Source organism: Paenimyroides viscosum, assembly GCF_003858535.1.
Classification (GTDB): domain Bacteria; phylum Bacteroidota; class Bacteroidia; order Flavobacteriales; family Flavobacteriaceae; genus Flavobacterium; species Flavobacterium viscosum.
Genome location: NZ_RQTJ01000037.1, coordinates 1 through 17,953, shown reverse-complemented (window position 1 = coordinate 17,953; position 17,953 = coordinate 1). Strand labels below are relative to the sequence as shown.

General features: G+C 34.3%; 16 protein-coding genes. 7 read left to right on the top strand and 9 right to left on the bottom strand.

Annotation, left to right across the window (positions count from 1 at the left end; genetic code table 11):
• Position 1: 1 nt before the first annotated feature.
• Complete coding sequence (locus EG242_RS12950) at positions 2 to 3,043, bottom strand: SusC/RagA family TonB-linked outer membrane protein (RefSeq protein WP_124900285.1); 3,042 nt, start codon at positions 3,041 to 3,043, stop codon at positions 2 to 4.
• Positions 3,044 to 3,164: 121 nt separating this feature from the next.
• Positions 3,165 to 5,159: a S8 family serine peptidase gene (locus tag EG242_RS12945; RefSeq protein ID WP_158608876.1), complete on the bottom strand. Its 1,995-nt coding sequence runs from the start codon at positions 5,157 to 5,159 to the stop codon at positions 3,165 to 3,167.
• A gap of 104 nt (positions 5,160 to 5,263) precedes the next feature.
• Between EG242_RS12945 and EG242_RS12940 the strand changes: the two genes are divergently transcribed.
• A complete protein-coding gene (locus EG242_RS12940) occupies positions 5,264 to 5,869 on the top strand; it encodes a ribonuclease HII (RefSeq protein ID WP_124900283.1) in 606 nt (201 codons plus the stop codon).
• 26 nt (positions 5,870 to 5,895) lie between these two features.
• Here the strand turns inward: EG242_RS12940 and lipB are convergent, their stop codons facing one another.
• On the bottom strand, positions 5,896 to 6,597 hold the full coding sequence (lipB, locus tag EG242_RS12935) for a lipoyl(octanoyl) transferase LipB (protein ID WP_124900282.1): 702 nt from the start codon (positions 6,595 to 6,597) through the stop codon (positions 5,896 to 5,898).
• 14 nt (positions 6,598 to 6,611) lie between these two features.
• Positions 6,612 to 6,773, bottom strand: a complete 162-nt coding sequence (locus EG242_RS12930) for a YqaE/Pmp3 family membrane protein (protein WP_124900281.1) — start codon at positions 6,771 to 6,773, stop codon at positions 6,612 to 6,614.
• A 137-nt stretch (positions 6,774 to 6,910) separates the two neighbouring features.
• Here EG242_RS12930 and lysS point away from each other — a divergent pair, with 137 nt between their 5' ends.
• On the top strand, positions 6,911 to 8,611 hold the full coding sequence (lysS, locus tag EG242_RS12925) for a lysine--tRNA ligase (protein ID WP_124900280.1): 1,701 nt from the start codon (positions 6,911 to 6,913) through the stop codon (positions 8,609 to 8,611).
• Positions 8,612 to 8,748: 137 nt separating this feature from the next.
• Here lysS and EG242_RS12920 read toward each other — a convergent pair whose 3' ends face one another.
• The 4 genes from EG242_RS12920 to EG242_RS12905 all read right to left on the bottom strand — a co-directional run bounded on the left by EG242_RS12920 (position 8,749) and on the right by EG242_RS12905 (position 11,792).
• Positions 8,749 to 9,684 carry a hypothetical protein gene (locus EG242_RS12920; protein WP_124900279.1) on the bottom strand — a complete coding sequence of 312 codons (936 nt, stop codon included), beginning with the start codon at positions 9,682 to 9,684 and terminating at the stop codon, positions 8,749 to 8,751.
• Between the two features lie 150 nt (positions 9,685 to 9,834).
• Positions 9,835 to 10,452, bottom strand: coding sequence for a DUF4230 domain-containing protein (locus tag EG242_RS12915; RefSeq protein WP_124900278.1), 618 nt, complete (start codon positions 10,450 to 10,452; stop codon positions 9,835 to 9,837).
• A 1-nt stretch (position 10,453) separates the two neighbouring features.
• Positions 10,454 to 11,407, bottom strand: a complete 954-nt coding sequence (locus EG242_RS12910) for a GSCFA domain-containing protein (protein WP_124900277.1) — start codon at positions 11,405 to 11,407, stop codon at positions 10,454 to 10,456.
• A gap of 25 nt (positions 11,408 to 11,432) precedes the next feature.
• Positions 11,433 to 11,792: a putative quinol monooxygenase gene (locus tag EG242_RS12905; RefSeq protein WP_124900276.1), complete on the bottom strand. Its 360-nt coding sequence runs from the start codon at positions 11,790 to 11,792 to the stop codon at positions 11,433 to 11,435.
• A gap of 115 nt (positions 11,793 to 11,907) precedes the next feature.
• On the opposite strand from EG242_RS12905, the gene EG242_RS12900 reads away from it, so the two are divergent.
• Entirely contained in the window at positions 11,908 to 12,459 is a 552-nt protein-coding gene (locus tag EG242_RS12900) for a hypothetical protein (RefSeq protein WP_124900275.1), read from the top strand.
• 84 nt (positions 12,460 to 12,543) lie between these two features.
• On the opposite strand, the gene alaS is transcribed toward EG242_RS12900, so the two are convergent.
• Entirely contained in the window at positions 12,544 to 15,186 is a 2,643-nt protein-coding gene (gene alaS, locus EG242_RS12895; protein WP_124900274.1) for an alanine--tRNA ligase, read from the bottom strand.
• 168 nt (positions 15,187 to 15,354) lie between these two features.
• Between alaS and EG242_RS12890 the strand changes: the two genes are divergently transcribed.
• The 4 genes from EG242_RS12890 to EG242_RS12875 are packed head-to-tail and all read left to right on the top strand — an operon-like array spanning position 15,355 to position 17,533.
• On the top strand, positions 15,355 to 15,684 hold the full coding sequence (locus EG242_RS12890; RefSeq protein WP_124900273.1) for a MerR family transcriptional regulator: 330 nt from the start codon (positions 15,355 to 15,357) through the stop codon (positions 15,682 to 15,684).
• Positions 15,685 to 15,695: 11 nt separating this feature from the next.
• Positions 15,696 to 16,292, top strand: coding sequence for a LemA family protein (locus EG242_RS12885; protein WP_124900272.1), 597 nt, complete (start codon positions 15,696 to 15,698; stop codon positions 16,290 to 16,292).
• Between the two features lie 6 nt (positions 16,293 to 16,298).
• Positions 16,299 to 16,739, top strand: a complete 441-nt coding sequence (locus EG242_RS12880; RefSeq protein ID WP_124900271.1) for a TPM domain-containing protein — start codon at positions 16,299 to 16,301, stop codon at positions 16,737 to 16,739.
• Positions 16,739 to 17,533, top strand: coding sequence for a TPM domain-containing protein (locus EG242_RS12875; RefSeq protein ID WP_124900270.1), 795 nt, complete (start codon positions 16,739 to 16,741; stop codon positions 17,531 to 17,533). Before EG242_RS12880 ends, EG242_RS12875 begins: the two co-directional genes overlap by 1 nt.
• Positions 17,534 to 17,953 lie beyond the last annotated feature (420 nt).

Sequence of the window (17,953 nt, the reverse complement as noted above, 5' to 3'; positions counted from 1 at the left end):
TTTAAAATTGAACTTCTACACCAAAAGAAATTGTCTTTGGCGTTGGGTATTGACCAAAGTCAACGGCTCTTGTACTTTCTGCATCCCAACCTCTCCATTTAGTCCAAGTGTGTAAGTTTTCTGCTTGTGCATAAACTCTAAGACCAGTTAATTTTAAGAAGTTTAAATCTTGTTTTTTAAAGTTATATCCTACTGTAAGGTATCTTAATCTTACGTAAGATGCATCTTGTAAGTAGAAATCAGAATCTCCACCATAAGCAAAATTAGAACCAGATAATTTAGGGAACGAAGCGTCTCTATTGTCTGGTGTCCAATAATCTCTCAAATCGTTAGACAAGTTATTTTGTTTTATTAATGTTGGTGCTGTAAAGAAAAAATATTCGTTATCATATCTCCAAGCATCAAGTGCATAAGTAAAATCAGCTGTTAAAAACCATCCTTTATGTTCAAAGTCTAAACCAAAACCACCTTGATAAACTGGCATAGAAGACTTTCCTAACCATTGGTAATCTGCATCAGTTGGTGCTTCTGTAACACCACCGTCTTTACTACGGAAAGTCATATTTCCGTTTTCCGGATTGATTCCTAAATATTCAGCCATAAAGAATTCATTTACCATACTTCCTTGGCGATAACCTACTAAACTACCATCCCAATACTCCCCACCTTCATTAGGGATTTCAACTACAGTATTCTTATTATAAGCACCTACAACTCTCATCGTTAAACGTGTATTTTCGTTACGTATAAGATCTCCAGCAATATTTACCTCTACACCCTCATTCTTCATAGAACCAAAGTTTGCATTAATAGTAGCAGCACCATTAATTGCAGAAATTGGCGTATCTAAATATAAGTCATCAGTTTGTTTTTTATAAACATCTACACTACCTCTTAAACGATCGTTCCATACACCGAAATCCAATCCAATATTTGCTTGTGTAATTACCTCCCATTGTAAAGATCTATTAGGTAACCCAGAGATAGTTAATCCTGTTTCTTGGTTGTAACCAACACCAGAAGCATACCTTGTATCATATAAGTGTGCTCCACCAAAAAGTCCAGCATTTGTAATATCTTGGTTACCTGCAGATCCATAAGATCCTCTTAATTTTAAATTATTGAAAACTGAATTCTCCATGAATTTTTCACTGTCAATATTCCATCTTGCAGACACAGACCAGAAAGTTCCCCAACGGTTATCATCAGTAAAACGGAAAGAAGCATCGCGACGTATAGTTGCATCAACTCCATATCGTCCTGCATAATCGTAACTAGCTGTTCCAAAATATGAGAATAAACCAGCGTCACTTCTTGATAATCCAGCAGTAGGTGCGTATAACTGGTAGTTTACTGCACTACCAATCCAACCTGTAGTTCCACCATCAGACCAAAATATTGGGTCAAAACCTTGTTTATTAATACTTCTTGATCTAAAGTGTGCTTTCAAGTATTCTAAGAAAACTCCAGCAGAAACTTTGTGTACATCGTTGAATGTATTTTCGTAACGTAAGTTTGTATTAGTATTGAAAACCATACGCTCTTCAAAAATATCTCCTACACGTCCTAAAAACTCTCTGTTTTGTGGAATACCAAATAGGTATTCGTTAAACGCATCATATCTAGTCCAGCTATTTTGATTAATAGTTTGGTAATCTACACCTGTTTGGTTAGCTATTTTAAAATGGTCAGATAATTTGTAAGCAACATTACCGTTTACTAACATTTTAAATTCGTTTTGTCCAAAGCCTGTTGTATTTCTTCTATCTAACAAAAATAATGGCATACCATCCGAAATACCAATCCTCTCAGCATCATACAAATCGTACAATTGTCTACCATTCTGGTAAGAATTTGGAGATAAATATGGTAATGATTGAAATGCCCCTAAGAAATAATTGTTATTTACCGCATTTGTACCAGCTGCATTTTCCATATTGGACACAGAATAGTTAGCATTGAAAGTAGTACCGTAGGTTAAACGACCTGAATTATTCTTACCGTCTAAATTAGATCTTACGTTGAAACGTTTTAAGTCCGTACCCTTCAAAATTCCACCAAATTCAGAATAGCCTACAGATGTAAATGTAGAAAGATTTTTAGAACCTGCACTGAAAGTTACAGTATGCGCCTGACTTATAGCTTCGTTAAAAAACACATCAGTCCATTTTGTATCAATCGCTCTTTGTGCTGGTGTAAGATTAGCACCTACACTAGGATAGTAACCTCTTGCTGTACGTACGAAATCATCATATTCTGCCGTATTCATTAAGTTAAACTGATTTCTTTGAATAGAAGAAACACCTGTTGTACCGATATATCTAATACTTAAATCAGAATCAAACGAACCTCTTTTAGTTGTAATTACAATTACACCATTAGCACCGCGGTTACCATAAATTGCTGTTGCACCCGCATCTTTTAAGATATCAACACGATCGATTTCATTAGGGTTTAACGAACGAAAACGACTTGAAGACATTGGCACCCCATCAATAATATACAAAGGCTCTGTAGATCCGTTAATAGAACCTAGCCCACGTAAAGTTACCTGACTACTAGCTCCCGGTTGACCTGAACCTGTCATGATATTCAAGCCAGGAACCTGACCTTGTAATGTTTGCATAATTGATGCATTTGGTCGTCCTTCAATTGTTTTAGAAGTTACCGAGGAAACTGAAGTTGCATTTTCTTTTTTAGTAGTTGTTCTGTAAGTATCAACAACTACTTCGTCTAAATACGAATCATCCTCTACTAATGTTACGTTTAATACACCAGCATCTGAAACAGTTACTGTTGTAGGCTTAAAACCTTCGTAAACGACTTTAATTCGGTCGCCTTTTTTTAGGTTTAATATATATTTTCCTTCTTCGTCAGTATCTGTACCCTGATTAGTACCTACCAACATAACAGTTGCCCCAGGAATAGGGTCACCTTCTTGTGTTTTTACAACTCCTGTCACTTGCTTTCCTGGCTGTGCAAAACCTACTTGCATAATCAGAGCAAAGAATAGAGTTAAAATCCAAGTAAACTTTGATCTCATATTAATTTAATTTGAATTAGTTTAAGTACAAAACTAAACCTTTTTTATATAATAACAAATTTTTAACATATAAAAAAAGAGAATTGCTTTCACAATTCTCTTCTTCTAGTTTATTAAAAAATTACTTTTTTATAAATTTATAACTTTTTTTCGCTTCGCCTTTTGACAGCGTTAGGATATAAGTCCCCGTTCTTAAGGAAGACACATCAATTGTAGCGTTATTTGAACTAAAATTTAAATTCACATCTTGCACTTTTTTTCCACTAATATCAAATATTTGTGCACTAGCGTTCATTAAAGTTTCTAAATCACCATTAATATTAAGGTAAGAATCTGTAGGATTTGGATATATATTTAAATTTTGTAATATAATATTTTCTGCTGACGCTTTTCCATCAGTAGCAGGCATTGTCCCACCCGCACCAGAAATTATCAATGTATAATGTTGATTACCTCCTTGTAACGCCCCTTTGTGATTTACCACAATTTTATAATTACCTGCAACTGCAGATTGCGGTTCAATTTTTTCAATATTATCACGCGCATTATCTACAGTGTTTACAGCAATACTAGTTGAACTTGGTACTATTGCCCATTGTTGCACTAAAGACCATGGATAATAAGTAACATTGGTATCGGTATTTATTAATCTTAAATCTAAATCATTTACCAATTTTTTTATATTTAGATCAGTTTGTGTTGTAACTGTCCCTGCAGGGTCAGTCCAAGCAATAGTAGCAACTAAAGGAGCTACACCGTCATAAGAAAACTCATATTCAAACGTTGCCCCATTAGGTAATTCTAATTCTCTAAACAACGCTGTTTCTGCTTTGGCTTGATCAATAACTTGCCTTCCTTTATCTGCATCTATTAACCCCCAACCAAACATAAAATCAGGTCCTGCAGCAGGTCCCGCTTCTCTTGCTGTGTGTGCCATTAATGCACGAACTGATGCTGATCTCATATAATCAGTATTTACTTGTTTATAATAACCTTGCCATAACGTAACTACACCTGTTACAGCTGGTGATGACATTGATGTTCCACTCATTACTGCTGTAGACGTTAATCCATTTATACCAACCGACTTTACATTAACTCCTTTTGCAGCAATATCTGGCTTAATTCTAAAATCATCGGTAGGTCCGTAACTACTAAATCCAGCAATAAATGGTGCCACACCACCAATAGTATTTACAGATGAAGGTCCAGTTATTCCTGTAAAATTCTCTGTACCATTAGTTGCAGCAACTACAATTGTATTTTTTGCTGATGCAGCCCAAGAAAGCAAATCTTTACCTCCGGTTTTTTGTGGAATTCGGCCATCACCACGGCTGTTTCCTGCTGAAGTTACTATTGTATAATATGGTGCATTATAAGCTAATTGATCATATTCTCTCGTTTTAGCACTATATTGCCCAAGTATTGACACAGGACCATTATTACCTACATAATCATAACCATACGAATGATTTGAAACATAAATTGGATCAGAAGTATTGTTAGCTGCAGTAGTCATTTCTGAAATATCATTACTATAATCCCAGCCATAAATACGCGCTTGTGTTGCAAATCCCATCACATCAGCACCACCTGTAAAACTACCAGCGCCCACAGTACCCGCAACGTGTGCTGCATGATCATCAACAGGAGTACTTTGCTTTGCTATATATCTTCCAGATGAGAAAGCCAAGTGAGAAGCCACAGCTATCCCTCCATCCCACACTCCAACATTCATACCAGCACCACGAATACCATCGGTATGTAATGGCTTTGCATTTGCCGTTTGTAGCGAACTGCCTGTAGTAGAGTTATTATGTGTAGTCCCATATAATAATTGTTTCGACTCTTCATCATACCCCATAAGCATCACTACTCTTCCATCTTCTATTTTGCGAATAGGCATATTTAATTCAGTCGCAACTTTAACTGCCTTCTGATATTCTGCTTCTTTTTCTTTAGCAAATTGTTCTAGAAATTCGAAGTTAGTGGCTTTACGTATTTTATCAGACATGGGTTGAATTTCATCAACTGGTCTATTTTGAACTTGTGCATGAGCATTTCCAAAAGATAATGCTAATAAAGCTAAGAACAACTTTGTAATTTTATTTTTCATTTTATTTAAAATTAAATCATAGTACATTTAAGATATCAAATTTATGTAAATTTGTTTTGATTTTTATTTTTTTATTAAATTATTACATTATTTAACATTTTGTTATGTTATTAAAATCATATAGCAACCTATTAATAGAGATTGGTACAGACGAAGCTGGCAGAGGCTGCTTGGCCGGTCCTGTTACTGCTGCAGCTATTCTTATTAACGATAAATTGGAAAACGAACTGATTAACGATTCTAAAAAACTGTCGATTGGTTCAAGGAAAAATTTGCGTTCTTTTATTGAAGAACACAACAACTTATTTAGTATTGCGCAAGTGCATGAGAATACTATTGATGAAATAAATATTTTAAACGCTTCTATTGAAGCTATGCACAAAGCTATTTCTATTTTAAGCTTTGAACCTGAATTTATTATTGTTGATGGAAACCGATTTAAACCTTATAAGCAAGTTCCGCACCAAACAATTATTAAAGGAGATAGTAAATATTTAAGTATTGCGGCGGCTTCTATTTTAGCGAAAACGTATCGTGATGAATATATGCTGCAACTGCACGAAGAATTTCCAATGTACGGCTGGGATACCAATATGGGTTACCCAACTAAAAAACACCGAGCTGCCATTTTAGAATACGGCCCCTGTAAATACCACCGCAAAACATTCAGGCTTTTACCAGAACAACTGGTCTTGGATTTAAACAGATAAGGAGTGAAAATTCACTCCTTATTATATTATAAAAATTCGGCTTGGAAAAGCTCTTTAAAATAATGCAAGATTTTTTGCTTTACTTCTTCTTCGTTTACTGTTTCTATACCTAATTCAACATTTAAAGAAGCTACTGCTTTTCCACGAATACCACACGGAATAATATTATCAAAATAGCCCAAATTGGCATTTACATTCAATGCAAAACCGTGCATAGTAACCCACCGCGAAGCACGTACACCTAACGCGCAAATTTTTCGGGCAAAGGGTGTTCCAACATCTAACCAAACGCCGGTTTCTCCTTCACTTCGCATTCCATTCAAACCATAATCTGCCAATGTTCTAATAATTACATCTTCTAAAAAACGTAAATATTTATGAATATCGGTAAAAAAATTATCTAAATCTAAAATCGGATATCCTACAATTTGACCGGGTCCGTGATACGTGATATCTCCACCCCGATTTATCTTATAAAACGTAGCACCTTTTGCTGCCAACTGCTCATCATTCAAAAGCATATTATCAAAATCACCACTTTTTCCTAATGTATAAACATGCGGATGTTCTACAAACAAAAAATAATTAGGTGTTTCTTTTGCATTTGCTTCGTCTTTTCGATTTTGTGATTTTATACTTAAAATCCCTTGAAATAATTCTTCCTGATAATCCCAGGTTTCTTTATAATCTTTTAAGCCTAAATCTTTTATTTGAACTTTTTTATTCATTTTATTGTGTTTACCTATTTGTATTTAGGATTGTTTAATATTACCAAAGCACCAATAACTCCTGGAACCCATCCTGCCAATGTAAGCAGCAATACAATCAATATCGATCCACAACCTTTATCGAATACAGCAAAAGGCGGTAAAAATATGGCTAATAAAACCCTCCAAAAACTCATAGTTTTTCAATTAATTAATATTCTTACAAATTTAGTCAATTAAAAACAATGTTGTATTTAAAAATATTCAAACAAAATAGATCAACGAACTAAAAAATAGTTAATTTTGCAGGTTAAATAAAGAAAATATAAATTTTATGCAACTTTCAGAACAAGAAATCATCAGAAGAGAAAAATTGGGCAAGTTACGTGAACTTGGCATCAATCCTTATCCCGCTAATTTGTTTCCGGTAGATCATTCATCGAAGCAGATTAAGGAAACTTTTGAAGAAGGAAAGAAGGTTGTGACTGCCGGCAGATTAATGAGTGTACGCGATCAGGGTAAAGCCAGTTTTGCCGAAATTCAAGATCAGGAAGGTAGAATTCAATTATATTTAAACCGTGATGTTATTTGTACAGGCGATGACAAAACATTGTACAACACCGTTTTTAAAAAATTAACTGATTTAGGCGATTTTATTGGAATTGAAGGTGAATTATTTACTACACAAGTGGGTGCAAAATGTATTCGTGTAGAAAAATTTTCGATTCTTTCTAAAACTTTACGTCCTTTGCCATTACCAAAAACCAATGACGAAGGAAATGTGTTTGACGCTTTTACCGATCCAGAATTGCGCTACCGTATGCGTTATGTAGATTTAATCGTTAATCCGTTAAACAAAGAAATTTTTATAAAACGCACCAAATTATACAATGCCATGCGATCGTTTTTTAACGACCGTGGGTATTTAGAAGTTGATACTCCTGTTTTACAGTCTATTCCAGGTGGTGCAGCGGCTCGACCGTTTATTACGCACCATAATGCTTTAGACATTCCGTTGTACATGCGTATTGCAAACGAATTGTACTTAAAACGTTTGATTGTTGGTGGATTTGAAGGGGTTTACGAGTTTTCTAAAAATTTCCGTAACGAAGGAATGGACAGAACGCACAATCCAGAATTTACAGCAATGGAAATTTACGTTGCCTATAAAGATTACAACTGGATGATGGAGTTTACCGAGCAATTGTTAGAGCATTGTGCCATTGCGGTTAACGGAACAAGCGAGGCTACTTTTGGCGAACATAAAATTAGTTTTAAAGCACCATACCAACGTGTAACGATGCGTCAGGCGATTATTGATTTCACCGGTTTTGATATTGATGGAAAAACGGAAGATGAAATTCGCGAAGCTGCTAAAAGCATGGGGATTGCGGTTGATGATACTATGGGCAAAGGAAAATTGATTGATGAAATTTTCGGCGAAAAATGCGAAGGAAATTACATTCAGCCTACATTTATCACTGATTATCCTAAAGAAATGTCGCCACTTACCAAAGAACACCGTGACAATCCAGAATTAACAGAGCGTTTTGAATTGATGGTTTGTGGTAAAGAGATTGCAAATTCGTATTCTGAATTAAACGACCCTATTGATCAGCGTGATCGTTTTGAAGATCAGTTGAAATTATCGGAAAAAGGAGATGATGAAGCCGGACAATTTATTGATGAAGATTTCTTGCGTGCATTGGAATTTGGCATGCCCCCAACAGGAGGTTTAGGAATTGGAATGGATCGATTGATTATGTTTTTAACCAATAACCCATCAATACAAGAAGTGTTATTCTTCCCACAAATGCGCCCAGAAAAAGCAGCTCCAACTTATGAGTTAACTGATGACGAAAAAATCATTGTTTCTATTTTAGAGAAAAACGAAAATAAAATGGCATTAGCTGCATTAAAAGAACAAGCAGCATTAAGCGGTAAAAAATGGGACAAAGCCATGAAAGCTTTAGCATCATACAACCTAACCAAAGTGGTTACAGAAAACGAAGAAAAAGTAGTTGAGTTTGTTTAAACTACTTTTGTGCTTAATAATAACAAAACCCTCTGCTTATTTGCAGAGGATTTTGTTTTAGCTACTTTTTCTTTAGCTCCATAAAAAAACGCTGCTTGTTACAGCAGCGTTTCTATAAATTAAATTTTAAACTTTAATTATTTTTTAAGTTTTAAGTTTTTGACTTGAAAAATTGTATTATTATTTATTTTTAAATTTTTAACATTTTTCCCTTTAGGTTTTGCCCCTAAATCTTGTATATCAAATGAATATTCACCATTCCAAAATAACTTTGCTAATTCTCCACTATTATCACCAGTAGCCTCACTTGTATAATTAGCTGTTCCTGGTTTCGGGTTAGGGTTCCCTACAGGTACAGCATTACCAGTTCCAGCAAAAGCCATTGTCATATTTGTAATAGTAAATGGTGCTGTCCCATTAATTTCAACAAATCCCTCTTGAATTGCAATTTGAGGAGCTTGGAACGGGAACACCATATTATTTCCATTTCTTGGAACTAAAACATCTAGATAATAAATATGTTTCGCATTAGCATAAGACGTCCCATCAAAACTAACCATAACCCAATTAAGTGCTGGAGTTGTACCATCAGGCATAGTTAAATTAGGTATTGAGACATTACCTGATTGTTGATCGATAACTCCGTTTAACACAAAAAGTGTAGTATTTAAAGGATTTGAAACACCATTATAATCAATTCTATTACCTGTTGGTTCCGGTTCTTCTTCTTCTTTTTCTAAAACTTTAAATTTAAAGTTAGCGGTTAAATTATCCATAGTGGCAATTACAGAGTGATCGCCAAGTTTAGCTGGTGTATACGTCTTACCTGAAATATTTGTACCATTTACTCTAAACTTTGTAGAAGCAGTTACATCTACACCGTTTAACATTGCTTTAAATTCAAACACATCGCCTATGTATTTAGCATCTTCCGGATTAGCTTGTTCTGCAGTGTATTTTTGTTCTTCTGGTTTTTCAGGACCATCAGGCATTGTGCCGTTGTTTACATATTCTACACAAGAATTTAAACTAATCACTGCCAGTAGAAAAAATAGTAATTTATTAATTTTCATATTAAATTGTTTTAGTTTTTGTAATTAAACCCCTAAAGTATAAAAAAAAAACATCGCTGTTAAAAAATTAACATATTTATTTTAATATATCACTAAAATATTCCAGTTGTTATATTAAAGGTACTAAATAGAAAATACTAAAAAGCAATATTACAATTGTAACAAGTTATTAAAATCGTTGCTTTGTACAACTACTGCGTCTTGGTATTGCAGCGTCCAGCCTAAAGACTGGGTTACAACCAAAAACTTACTTAGCTCACTTACCAAACGGTTTTGCGCATTTGCTTGTAGGTTTGATTTTTCGACTTTATCATAAAACTGTTTTTTTACATTTTCTTGAATATTGTTGTAATCGTTACCTTTAAAGGCGTTGAACCGAGATTCCTCCACATCGTAAATTTTAATATCGGGATTAATTTTAATTTCTTCTTTTGGAATATGAGTAATTTTCAGAGTTTTAGTTGATTCGTCAACCACATATTCCAATTTCGATAAATCGTACATAATTTGTACATCGGCATTTACAACCACCAAGGCTTTTTTATCAAAACTCATTAAATTCATAAACGACTTTTCGTCTTTATAATTGTATATCTGTGAAATCTTAGCTTCGTTAACCACCAGTTTGCTTACATTTTTCATTTGTAGAGCAATTAATTCCGTATCGGGCAATACCTGATTTTTATCAGAACTTTTTTTCATGATAAAATACGTGAACCCACTTCCTATCAAAATACAAATCAGGGCTATTATTAAAATTCTTTTCATACTATCTGAAATTCATAAATGGATATTGTTCTAACAACACATCTAATTTTTGCGCCAATTTATCTAAAAACTGTTGATGTGCTTCGCTATACGGATTGAATGAACGATGTGCTAAACCTTTCTGTACCTCATCTACCAATTTCATTGTGTCAATCGCATTTGCATCAACCGCATGTTCTACAAATTTATTCCAAATATAATCAATTGCCAATTCGTTCGGATGAAGTAAATCTTTGCCATAAAAACGGTAATCTCTTAATTCATCCATTACCAATTCATACGACGGAAAATAGTAATTATTGTTCTGATTATTTTCTAAATGTCCGTGCAATGCCGCAATTAAATGTGCTTTGCTGCGTTGATTTTCTACAAAACCATCTTTAATATGGCGCACTGGAGATAGGGTATAAATGATTTGAATGGTAGGATTTAAACGTCGGATACCTTTTTCAATCGCATCCATCGCTTCTTGACATTCTACTACCGATAATAGTTCTTTGTTGAATTGTTTTTGAGGAATTTTGTGACAATTTGCTACCAACTGATTTTTTTCGATATGTCGATACACCCACGCCGTACCAAATGTAAGCACAAAATGAGTTGCTGTTTGAACTGCTTGTTTAAACTGAAGTATTTTACCGTTTAGAGTTTCAATAATATCTTCTTGTTCCAATTCATTCAGATCGGAATGTGCATCGAAACTACTCCAAATTTCGTTATGTAAAAAAACATCTTCATCTGTAAACGTTTTATCGTTCAAAGCAAAATCAATCAAGTTGGCAATAGCAACCGGATGAAATAAAATCCCAAAAGGATTGACGGAATTTTGAAATTGAAACTGCCGAAAGCGTTCTGCCATATTAACCGCAAAACAACTACCTACACTTACAATTCTGGAGTGATAATTGATTTTATTTTCTAATGACTTTATAGGAACAATGGTTTGTAGCTGCATGTTGTTGTTTTTACAAAAATACAGCTTATCTACGAAAATATGCGCTCATATCTTCGCCACTTTTTTGTTCTAAAGTATAATCATCGCACGAATACATGTGAATTCCTTCAAAAATCACTGTTGGACCTTCTATTAACAATTCATCGACTTCCTTTAAAAAGGCTTTTAAAATTGCACCTTTTTTATGTTCTTCGTAAGCTTCTTGAGATTCAAATATTTTCAAGTTTAAAAACTTATTTAAATCGGTTTGATCTAACATATTGGTCACATGCAAGGTTCCCAATTCGTTTTGTACCAAGGCATCGGCTTCTTTTGTTACCAAATTAAAAAACATTTCGCGTTGTGTAGGAAAAACACGGTACGCTACAATAACTACATATCTCATAACACTTAGCTTTTATTATAAAGTTACAAAATACACATCTAAAATAAAAACATAATTATTCCTTTGTACATAATATAAATCAGATAAATAACGTTATTAAACTAAACAACCAAGTATGAAACATCTATTCTATGTACTTTTATTTCCCCTTTGGATACAAGCCCAAGAGATTCGTATTGAATCAAAAATGGAAAATGAAACCACTTTTGAAAACGATTTAAAATCTTTTGAAAACATCGTATATTATAATTTTGATTTCGTATCGGATGAAGAAAAAGAAGTTGCATTTCAAATCATAGAAAAAGAATTTGTTAAAGGAAAACTGAATCAAGAGAAAATCTATTTTGACACCAAAAACATACCTGAACAATTTCTGAGTAATAAAATTTCAGTTCGTCTATTATCGAAATATACAAATTCTGAAAATTACAAAACTATGATGCGTTTTTACAACAGTATCAATATGATGAGAAATTTTAACGTTCAAGAAAATGATAAATATTCATTTAAAATATTTATCAATCTGGCTCAAAAATTTCAATTGAACCAAACTTATTTATTTGCGGGAATTATAAAACCTGTCAAAATAGATGATAATACTTATAGAGATTGTGATTTTAACGCTGCAAAAGACAAGCACGAGCAATGGTATGTGATTTTGGATTAGATCATTACTATATTTATGAGATCAAATTTTACTAAAACAAAAACGCAACTTGAAAGAGTTGCGTTTTCTATATATAATACAAGATTATTTTACAAAGTTTACTGCATTTGCAATTGCATCTGCCATACCATCAGGATTTTTACCTCCGGCTGTAGCAAAGAACGCTTGTCCACCACCACCACCTTGGATGTGTTTTCCTAACTCACGAACAATTTGCCCGGCATTTAATCCTTTGCTTTCAACGATTTCTTTAGAAACATACGCAGTAAGCATTGGTTTACCTTCGTTTACTGTTCCAAACAAAATAAAGAAGTTTTCTGCTGTTCCACCAATTTCGTAAGCTAAATCTTTCGCCCCCGTAGCATCTAAATCTACTTGTTTTGCTAAGAATTTCACGCCATTGATTTCTTCTACTTGAGCCAACAAATCACCTTTTAAGTTTTTTGCTTTCTCTTTCAATAATTGCTCGACTTGTTTTTTCAATTTTGCGTTTTCGTCTTGTAAAGAATGTACCGCTTTCATGGTATCTTGAGGATTTTTTAATGCCTCTTTAATATCTTTTAATGTAGTTTCTTGGTTTTGGTAAAACGCACGAACGGCATCACCAGAAATCGCTTCAATACGACGAATACCTGCCGCAACTGCACTTTCAGATACAATTTTAAACGACCAAATATCGGCTGTATTTTGAACGTGGATTCCTCCACATAATTCCATAGATTCACCAAACTTAATCGCACGAACTACATCACCGTATTTTTCACCGAATAAAGCCATAGCACCTTCTTCAACCGCTTGATTAAACGGAATAGCTCTGCGTTCGATTAATGGCAATTGTTCCGCAATACGTTCATTTACAAAAGCTTCTACTTGTTGTAATTCATCTTCAGTTACTTTTGCAAAGTGAGAAAAATCGAAACGTAAATAATTTGGAGCCACTAACGAACCTTTTTGTTCTACGTGAGTTCCTAAAATTGTACGTAACGCTTGGTGTAACAAGTGTGTTGCCGAGTGGTTTTTAGAAGATTTATTGCGTAAATCTGTGTTTACTTTAGCAACAAATGTAGCTTCTAAATTTTCTGGCAATTGTTTCGTGAAATGTAGAATTAAGTTGTTTTCTTTTTTTGTATCGATGATTTCAATCGATTCATTAGCCGAAACTAAAACTCCTTTGTCTCCTACCTGACCTCCACCTTCTGGATAGAACGGCGTGTGATCTAAAACAATTTGATATAATGTTCCGTCTTTTTTTGATTCTACTTTACGAATACGAGTGATTTTTACATCATTCTCCACTTTATCGTATCCTTCAAACGTTTCAACATTTCCTTCGATTAATACATTCCAGTCGTCTTTAGAAACTTCTGAAGCTGCACGAGAACGATCTTTTTGTGCTTTCATCGCAGCATCAAATCCTGCTTCGTCTAAATCGTAACCTTTTTCACGTAAAATCAAAGCGGTTAAGTCGATTGGGAAACCGAATGTATCGTATAATTCGAACGCTTTGGCTCCGTCTACAACTTTACCTTCAGTTTTTTCGATCACAGTATCTAATAAATGTAACCCTTGATCCAACGTACGTAAGAAAGATGCTTCTTCTTCTTTAATCACATTTTTCACCAACTCTTTTTGAGATACAATTTCTGGAAAAAATGCACCCATTTGAGTTGATAATACATCAACCAACTGATAGATAAACGGCTCTTTTGTGCCTAAGAACGTAAATCCGTAACGAATGGCACGACGTAAAATACGACGAATGACGTAACCTGCTCCGTTATTTGATGGCAACTGACCATCGGCAATAGCGAAAGCTACTGCACGTACGTGATCTACAATGACACGAATGGCAATGTTAATTTTATTTTGAGATTCTTCACTATCGTTCAGAATGACATCATTTGTAGTGTATTTTAACCCTGTGATTTCTTCTACTTTAGCAATCACTGGAGTAAATACATCGGTATCGTAGTTTGAAGTCACGTTTTGCATTGCCATACATAAACGCTCGAATCCCATTCCAGTATCCACGTGTTGCGCAGGCAATTTTTCTAAGGATCCATCTGCTTTACGGTTAAACTCCATAAATACGTTGTTCCAAATCTCAACCACTTGCGGATGATCGGCATTTACTAATGAACGACCTGAAACTTCGGCCCTTTCTTCATCAGTACGTAAATCAACATGGATCTCAGAACAAGGTCCACACGGTCCTTGATCACCCATTTCCCAGAAATTATCTTTTTTATTTCCAAGAATAATTCGATCTTCCGGTACATATTGTTTCCACAAATCCCAAGCTTCTTGATCAAACGGTACATTTTCAGCTTCGTTTCCTTCAAAAACCGACACATATAATCGGTCTTTATCCATTTTTAATTCTTCTGTCAAAAATTCCCATGCCCAAGCAATGGCTTCTTTTTTGAAATAATCGCCAAACGACCAGTTACCCAACATTTCGAACATGGTATGGTGATACGTATCAAAACCTACATCTTCTAAATCGTTATGCTTACCCGAAACGCGTAAACATTTCTGAGTATCGGCAATTCGAGATGATTTTGGAACGGCATTTCCTAAAAAATATTCTTTAAACTGCGCCATACCCGAGTTATTAAACATCAAAGTAGGATCGTCTTTTAAAACAATGGGAGCCGAAGGAACAATTAAATGTTCTTTGCTTTCAAAAAAATCAAGAAATTTCTTTCTAATATCTTGTGATTTCATTCGATATACTAAATTATGAATCGTTCAAAACTAACACTTTAAAAAAGTGTACATAAGTTGCAAAAGTAGTGTTTTTTAAAAGATTTTTTGTGGTTCAAAAGGAACTTTTTACCAATAGTAAAACTTATTAGAAAAATTGTATATTAGCATAAGCAAAATTTGAACATAATGCAGATTGAGTTACCTGAAAAAAGATATTACAGTATTGGGGAAATTGCTAAGGCATTCTCTGTAAACACCTCGTTGATACGCTTTTGGGAAAAGGAGTTTGATATATTAAAGCCTAAAAAAAATGCAAAAGGCAACAGAATGTTTACACCCGAAGATTTAAAAAACCTTAAAACCATTTATCATCTGGTAAAAGAAAAGGGATTTACGTTAGACGGTGCCAAAGATTTTTTAAAGAACAATAAAAAAACACCATTAAACACAATTGAAATTATCGAAAAATTAGAGCTTATTAAAAAACAATTAATTATTATTAAAAACGAAATTTAATTTAAAAATTTATGAAAAAATTTCTTCCTTTAATCATTATCGCGGTTTTAGCAATTGGTATGTATGCTTGGGTAAAAGGCATTAATAATACTGCTGTAACTTTAAACGAAAATATAAAAGAAAGCTGGGGAAATGTTGAAACTGCTTATGAGAGAAGAAACTCTTTAATTGGCAACTTAGTTAACACAGTAAAAGGTGCGGCAGATTTTGAAAAATCTACATTAGAAGCAGTAATTAGTGCACGTTCTAAAGCAACACAAACTAATATTGATCCTACAAATATTACCCCTGAACAATTAGCTGCATTTAGCCAAGCACAAAGTGGTGTTAATAATGCATTGTCGCGTTTATTAGTGTCTGTTGAACGTTATCCTGATTTAAAAGCAAACCAAAACTTTATTAAATTACAAGACGAATTGGTAAGCACAGAAAATCAAATTTTAACAGCTCGTACGCGTTTTAACGAAACCGTTAAACCATACAACAACCACATAAAAGTATTCCCTAACAACTTATTAGCTGGTATTTTAGGATTTACAGAAAAAGGATATTTCAAAGCCTCGGAAGGAGCTGAAAATGCCCCAGATGTAAGTTTTGACTTTAAATAATAAACAATGTCATTAACAGAAGATTTTTTAAGCAACAGCGAAGAACAGGAAATTGTAGCAGCTATTGTAAAAGCCGAAAAAGAAACATCGGGTGAGATACGCGTGCACATAGAAGAACATTCTGATTTACCTGTATTAGAACGTGCCCAAGAAGTTTTTAAAATGTTAGATATGCATAAAACAAGCGCCCGCAACGGCGTTTTGTTTTATATAGGCGTGAAAGACCGACATTTTGCAATTATTGGCGATGATGGAATAGACGCTGTTGTACCTTATGATTTCTGGGAAACCACTAAAAAAATGGTTGTAGATCAATTTAAAACAAACCATTTTAAAAAAGGTTTAATTTCTGGAATTTTACATACAGGCAAACAACTAAAACATTTTTTTCCTTATCAAGGAGAAGATGATATCAACGAATTACCAAACGAAATTTCACGAGGTTAATGTATAGATTAAAAAAAATAACAACATTTTTATTACTGTTTTTTCCGCTGTTAGTACTTGCGCAATTTAATATTCCTGAAAAACCAGCAAGTGCAAGCGTACAAACAAGTGTTTTTGATTACGCCAATCTATTGTCGGCTAGCCAAAAACAGCAATTAGAACAAAAACTAATTAGTTATGCCGACACCACATCAACCCAGATTGTAGTTGCCATTATTCCCAGTTTAAACGGAGAATACGAAGGAGAATTGGCTCCAAAATGGGCACATAAATGGGGAATTGGTCAAGCAAAAGAAGACAATGGCGTATTTATTCTTTTGGCTGAAAAAGAACGTAAACTTTGGATTGCTCCAGGATATGGATTAGAACATTTGTTAACAGCAGGTATAAACGGAGAAATTATTCGTAACTATATTATCCCTGAATTTAAAAAGGGTGATTATTATACCGGATTAGATATCGGTACAACCAAATTAATGGATCTTTTTTCGGGAACTTACAAAGGAACCCGACAAGAAAACAGAGAATCTGGAAGCGGATTACCCGGTTTCTTTATTGTACTAATTGTCATTATTATATTAATTGCTGCAAGCAAATCTGGTGGTGGTAAAGGAAATAATCGCGGCAGACGTGGTGGACCCGACTTAATGGATATTATTATCTTAAGCAGTCTTGGTCGTGGCGGCGGTGGCGGTTTTGGCGGTTCTTCAGGAAGCGGTGGCTTCGGTGGAGGATTTGGAGGCGGCTTCGGCGGTGGAGGTTTCTCTGGCGGTGGTGCTGGCGGAAGTTGGTAAAAACCATTCAAAATATTAAAAGCAGTTCCTTTGAACTGCTTTTTTGTTTTTATCATTCTTTTTATTGAAAAATTTTGACTAAAGTCTGATCACACTCAATTTATATCATCGTGCTAAAGCCCGATTCAATTAATAATTTGTATTCAATTATTAAAATAACACCTTTTATTAGAATTGACTTTTGCGATTGATCCGCTAATCTTTTTGGATAATCCCCAACTTTTGTGCTTGATCCATATAAACAACAAATCCTTCCATCTATATCAAAATAAAAAAAGCTTCAGATTTCTCTGAAGCTTTTCTAGTAGCGGGAACCGGACTCGAACCAGTGTCCGCCGTGGCGGATAAGAGCACAAGCTATTCGGCTATCAATTGCTTTATAATTTCGCGTCCTTTACCTGTTTTATAGAATTTTTCCAT

Excerpts from the sequence above, each read along its gene's own strand:
- lipB (WP_124900282.1), bottom strand. The coding sequence starts at position 6,597 with ATGAATAAAAAAGTTCAAATAAAAGATTTAGGCTTAAAAGATTATAAA.
- EG242_RS12885 (WP_124900272.1), top strand. The coding sequence starts at position 15,696 with ATGAAAAAATTTCTTCCTTTAATCATTATCGCGGTTTTAGCAATTGGT.
- EG242_RS12940 (WP_124900283.1), top strand. The coding sequence starts at position 5,264 with ATGTTATTAAAATCATATAGCAACCTATTAATAGAGATTGGTACAGAC.
- EG242_RS12920 (WP_124900279.1), bottom strand. The coding sequence starts at position 9,684 with ATGAAAATTAATAAATTACTATTTTTTCTACTGGCAGTGATTAGTTTA.
- EG242_RS12890 (WP_124900273.1), top strand. The coding sequence starts at position 15,355 with ATGCAGATTGAGTTACCTGAAAAAAGATATTACAGTATTGGGGAAATT.
- alaS (WP_124900274.1), bottom strand. The coding sequence starts at position 15,186 with ATGAAATCACAAGATATTAGAAAGAAATTTCTTGATTTTTTTGAAAGC.
- EG242_RS12915 (WP_124900278.1), bottom strand. The coding sequence starts at position 10,452 with ATGAAAAGAATTTTAATAATAGCCCTGATTTGTATTTTGATAGGAAGT.
- EG242_RS12875 (WP_124900270.1), top strand. The coding sequence starts at position 16,739 with ATGTATAGATTAAAAAAAATAACAACATTTTTATTACTGTTTTTTCCG.
- EG242_RS12880 (WP_124900271.1), top strand. The coding sequence starts at position 16,299 with ATGTCATTAACAGAAGATTTTTTAAGCAACAGCGAAGAACAGGAAATT.
- lysS (WP_124900280.1), top strand. The coding sequence starts at position 6,911 with ATGCAACTTTCAGAACAAGAAATCATCAGAAGAGAAAAATTGGGCAAG.
- EG242_RS12905 (WP_124900276.1), bottom strand. The coding sequence starts at position 11,792 with ATGAGATATGTAGTTATTGTAGCGTACCGTGTTTTTCCTACACAACGC.
- EG242_RS12950 (WP_124900285.1), bottom strand. The coding sequence starts at position 3,043 with ATGAGATCAAAGTTTACTTGGATTTTAACTCTATTCTTTGCTCTGATT.
- EG242_RS12930 (WP_124900281.1), bottom strand. The coding sequence starts at position 6,773 with ATGAGTTTTTGGAGGGTTTTATTAGCCATATTTTTACCGCCTTTTGCT.
- EG242_RS12910 (WP_124900277.1), bottom strand. The coding sequence starts at position 11,407 with ATGCAGCTACAAACCATTGTTCCTATAAAGTCATTAGAAAATAAAATC.
- EG242_RS12900 (WP_124900275.1), top strand. The coding sequence starts at position 11,908 with ATGAAACATCTATTCTATGTACTTTTATTTCCCCTTTGGATACAAGCC.
- EG242_RS12945 (WP_158608876.1), bottom strand. The coding sequence starts at position 5,159 with ATGAAAAATAAAATTACAAAGTTGTTCTTAGCTTTATTAGCATTATCT.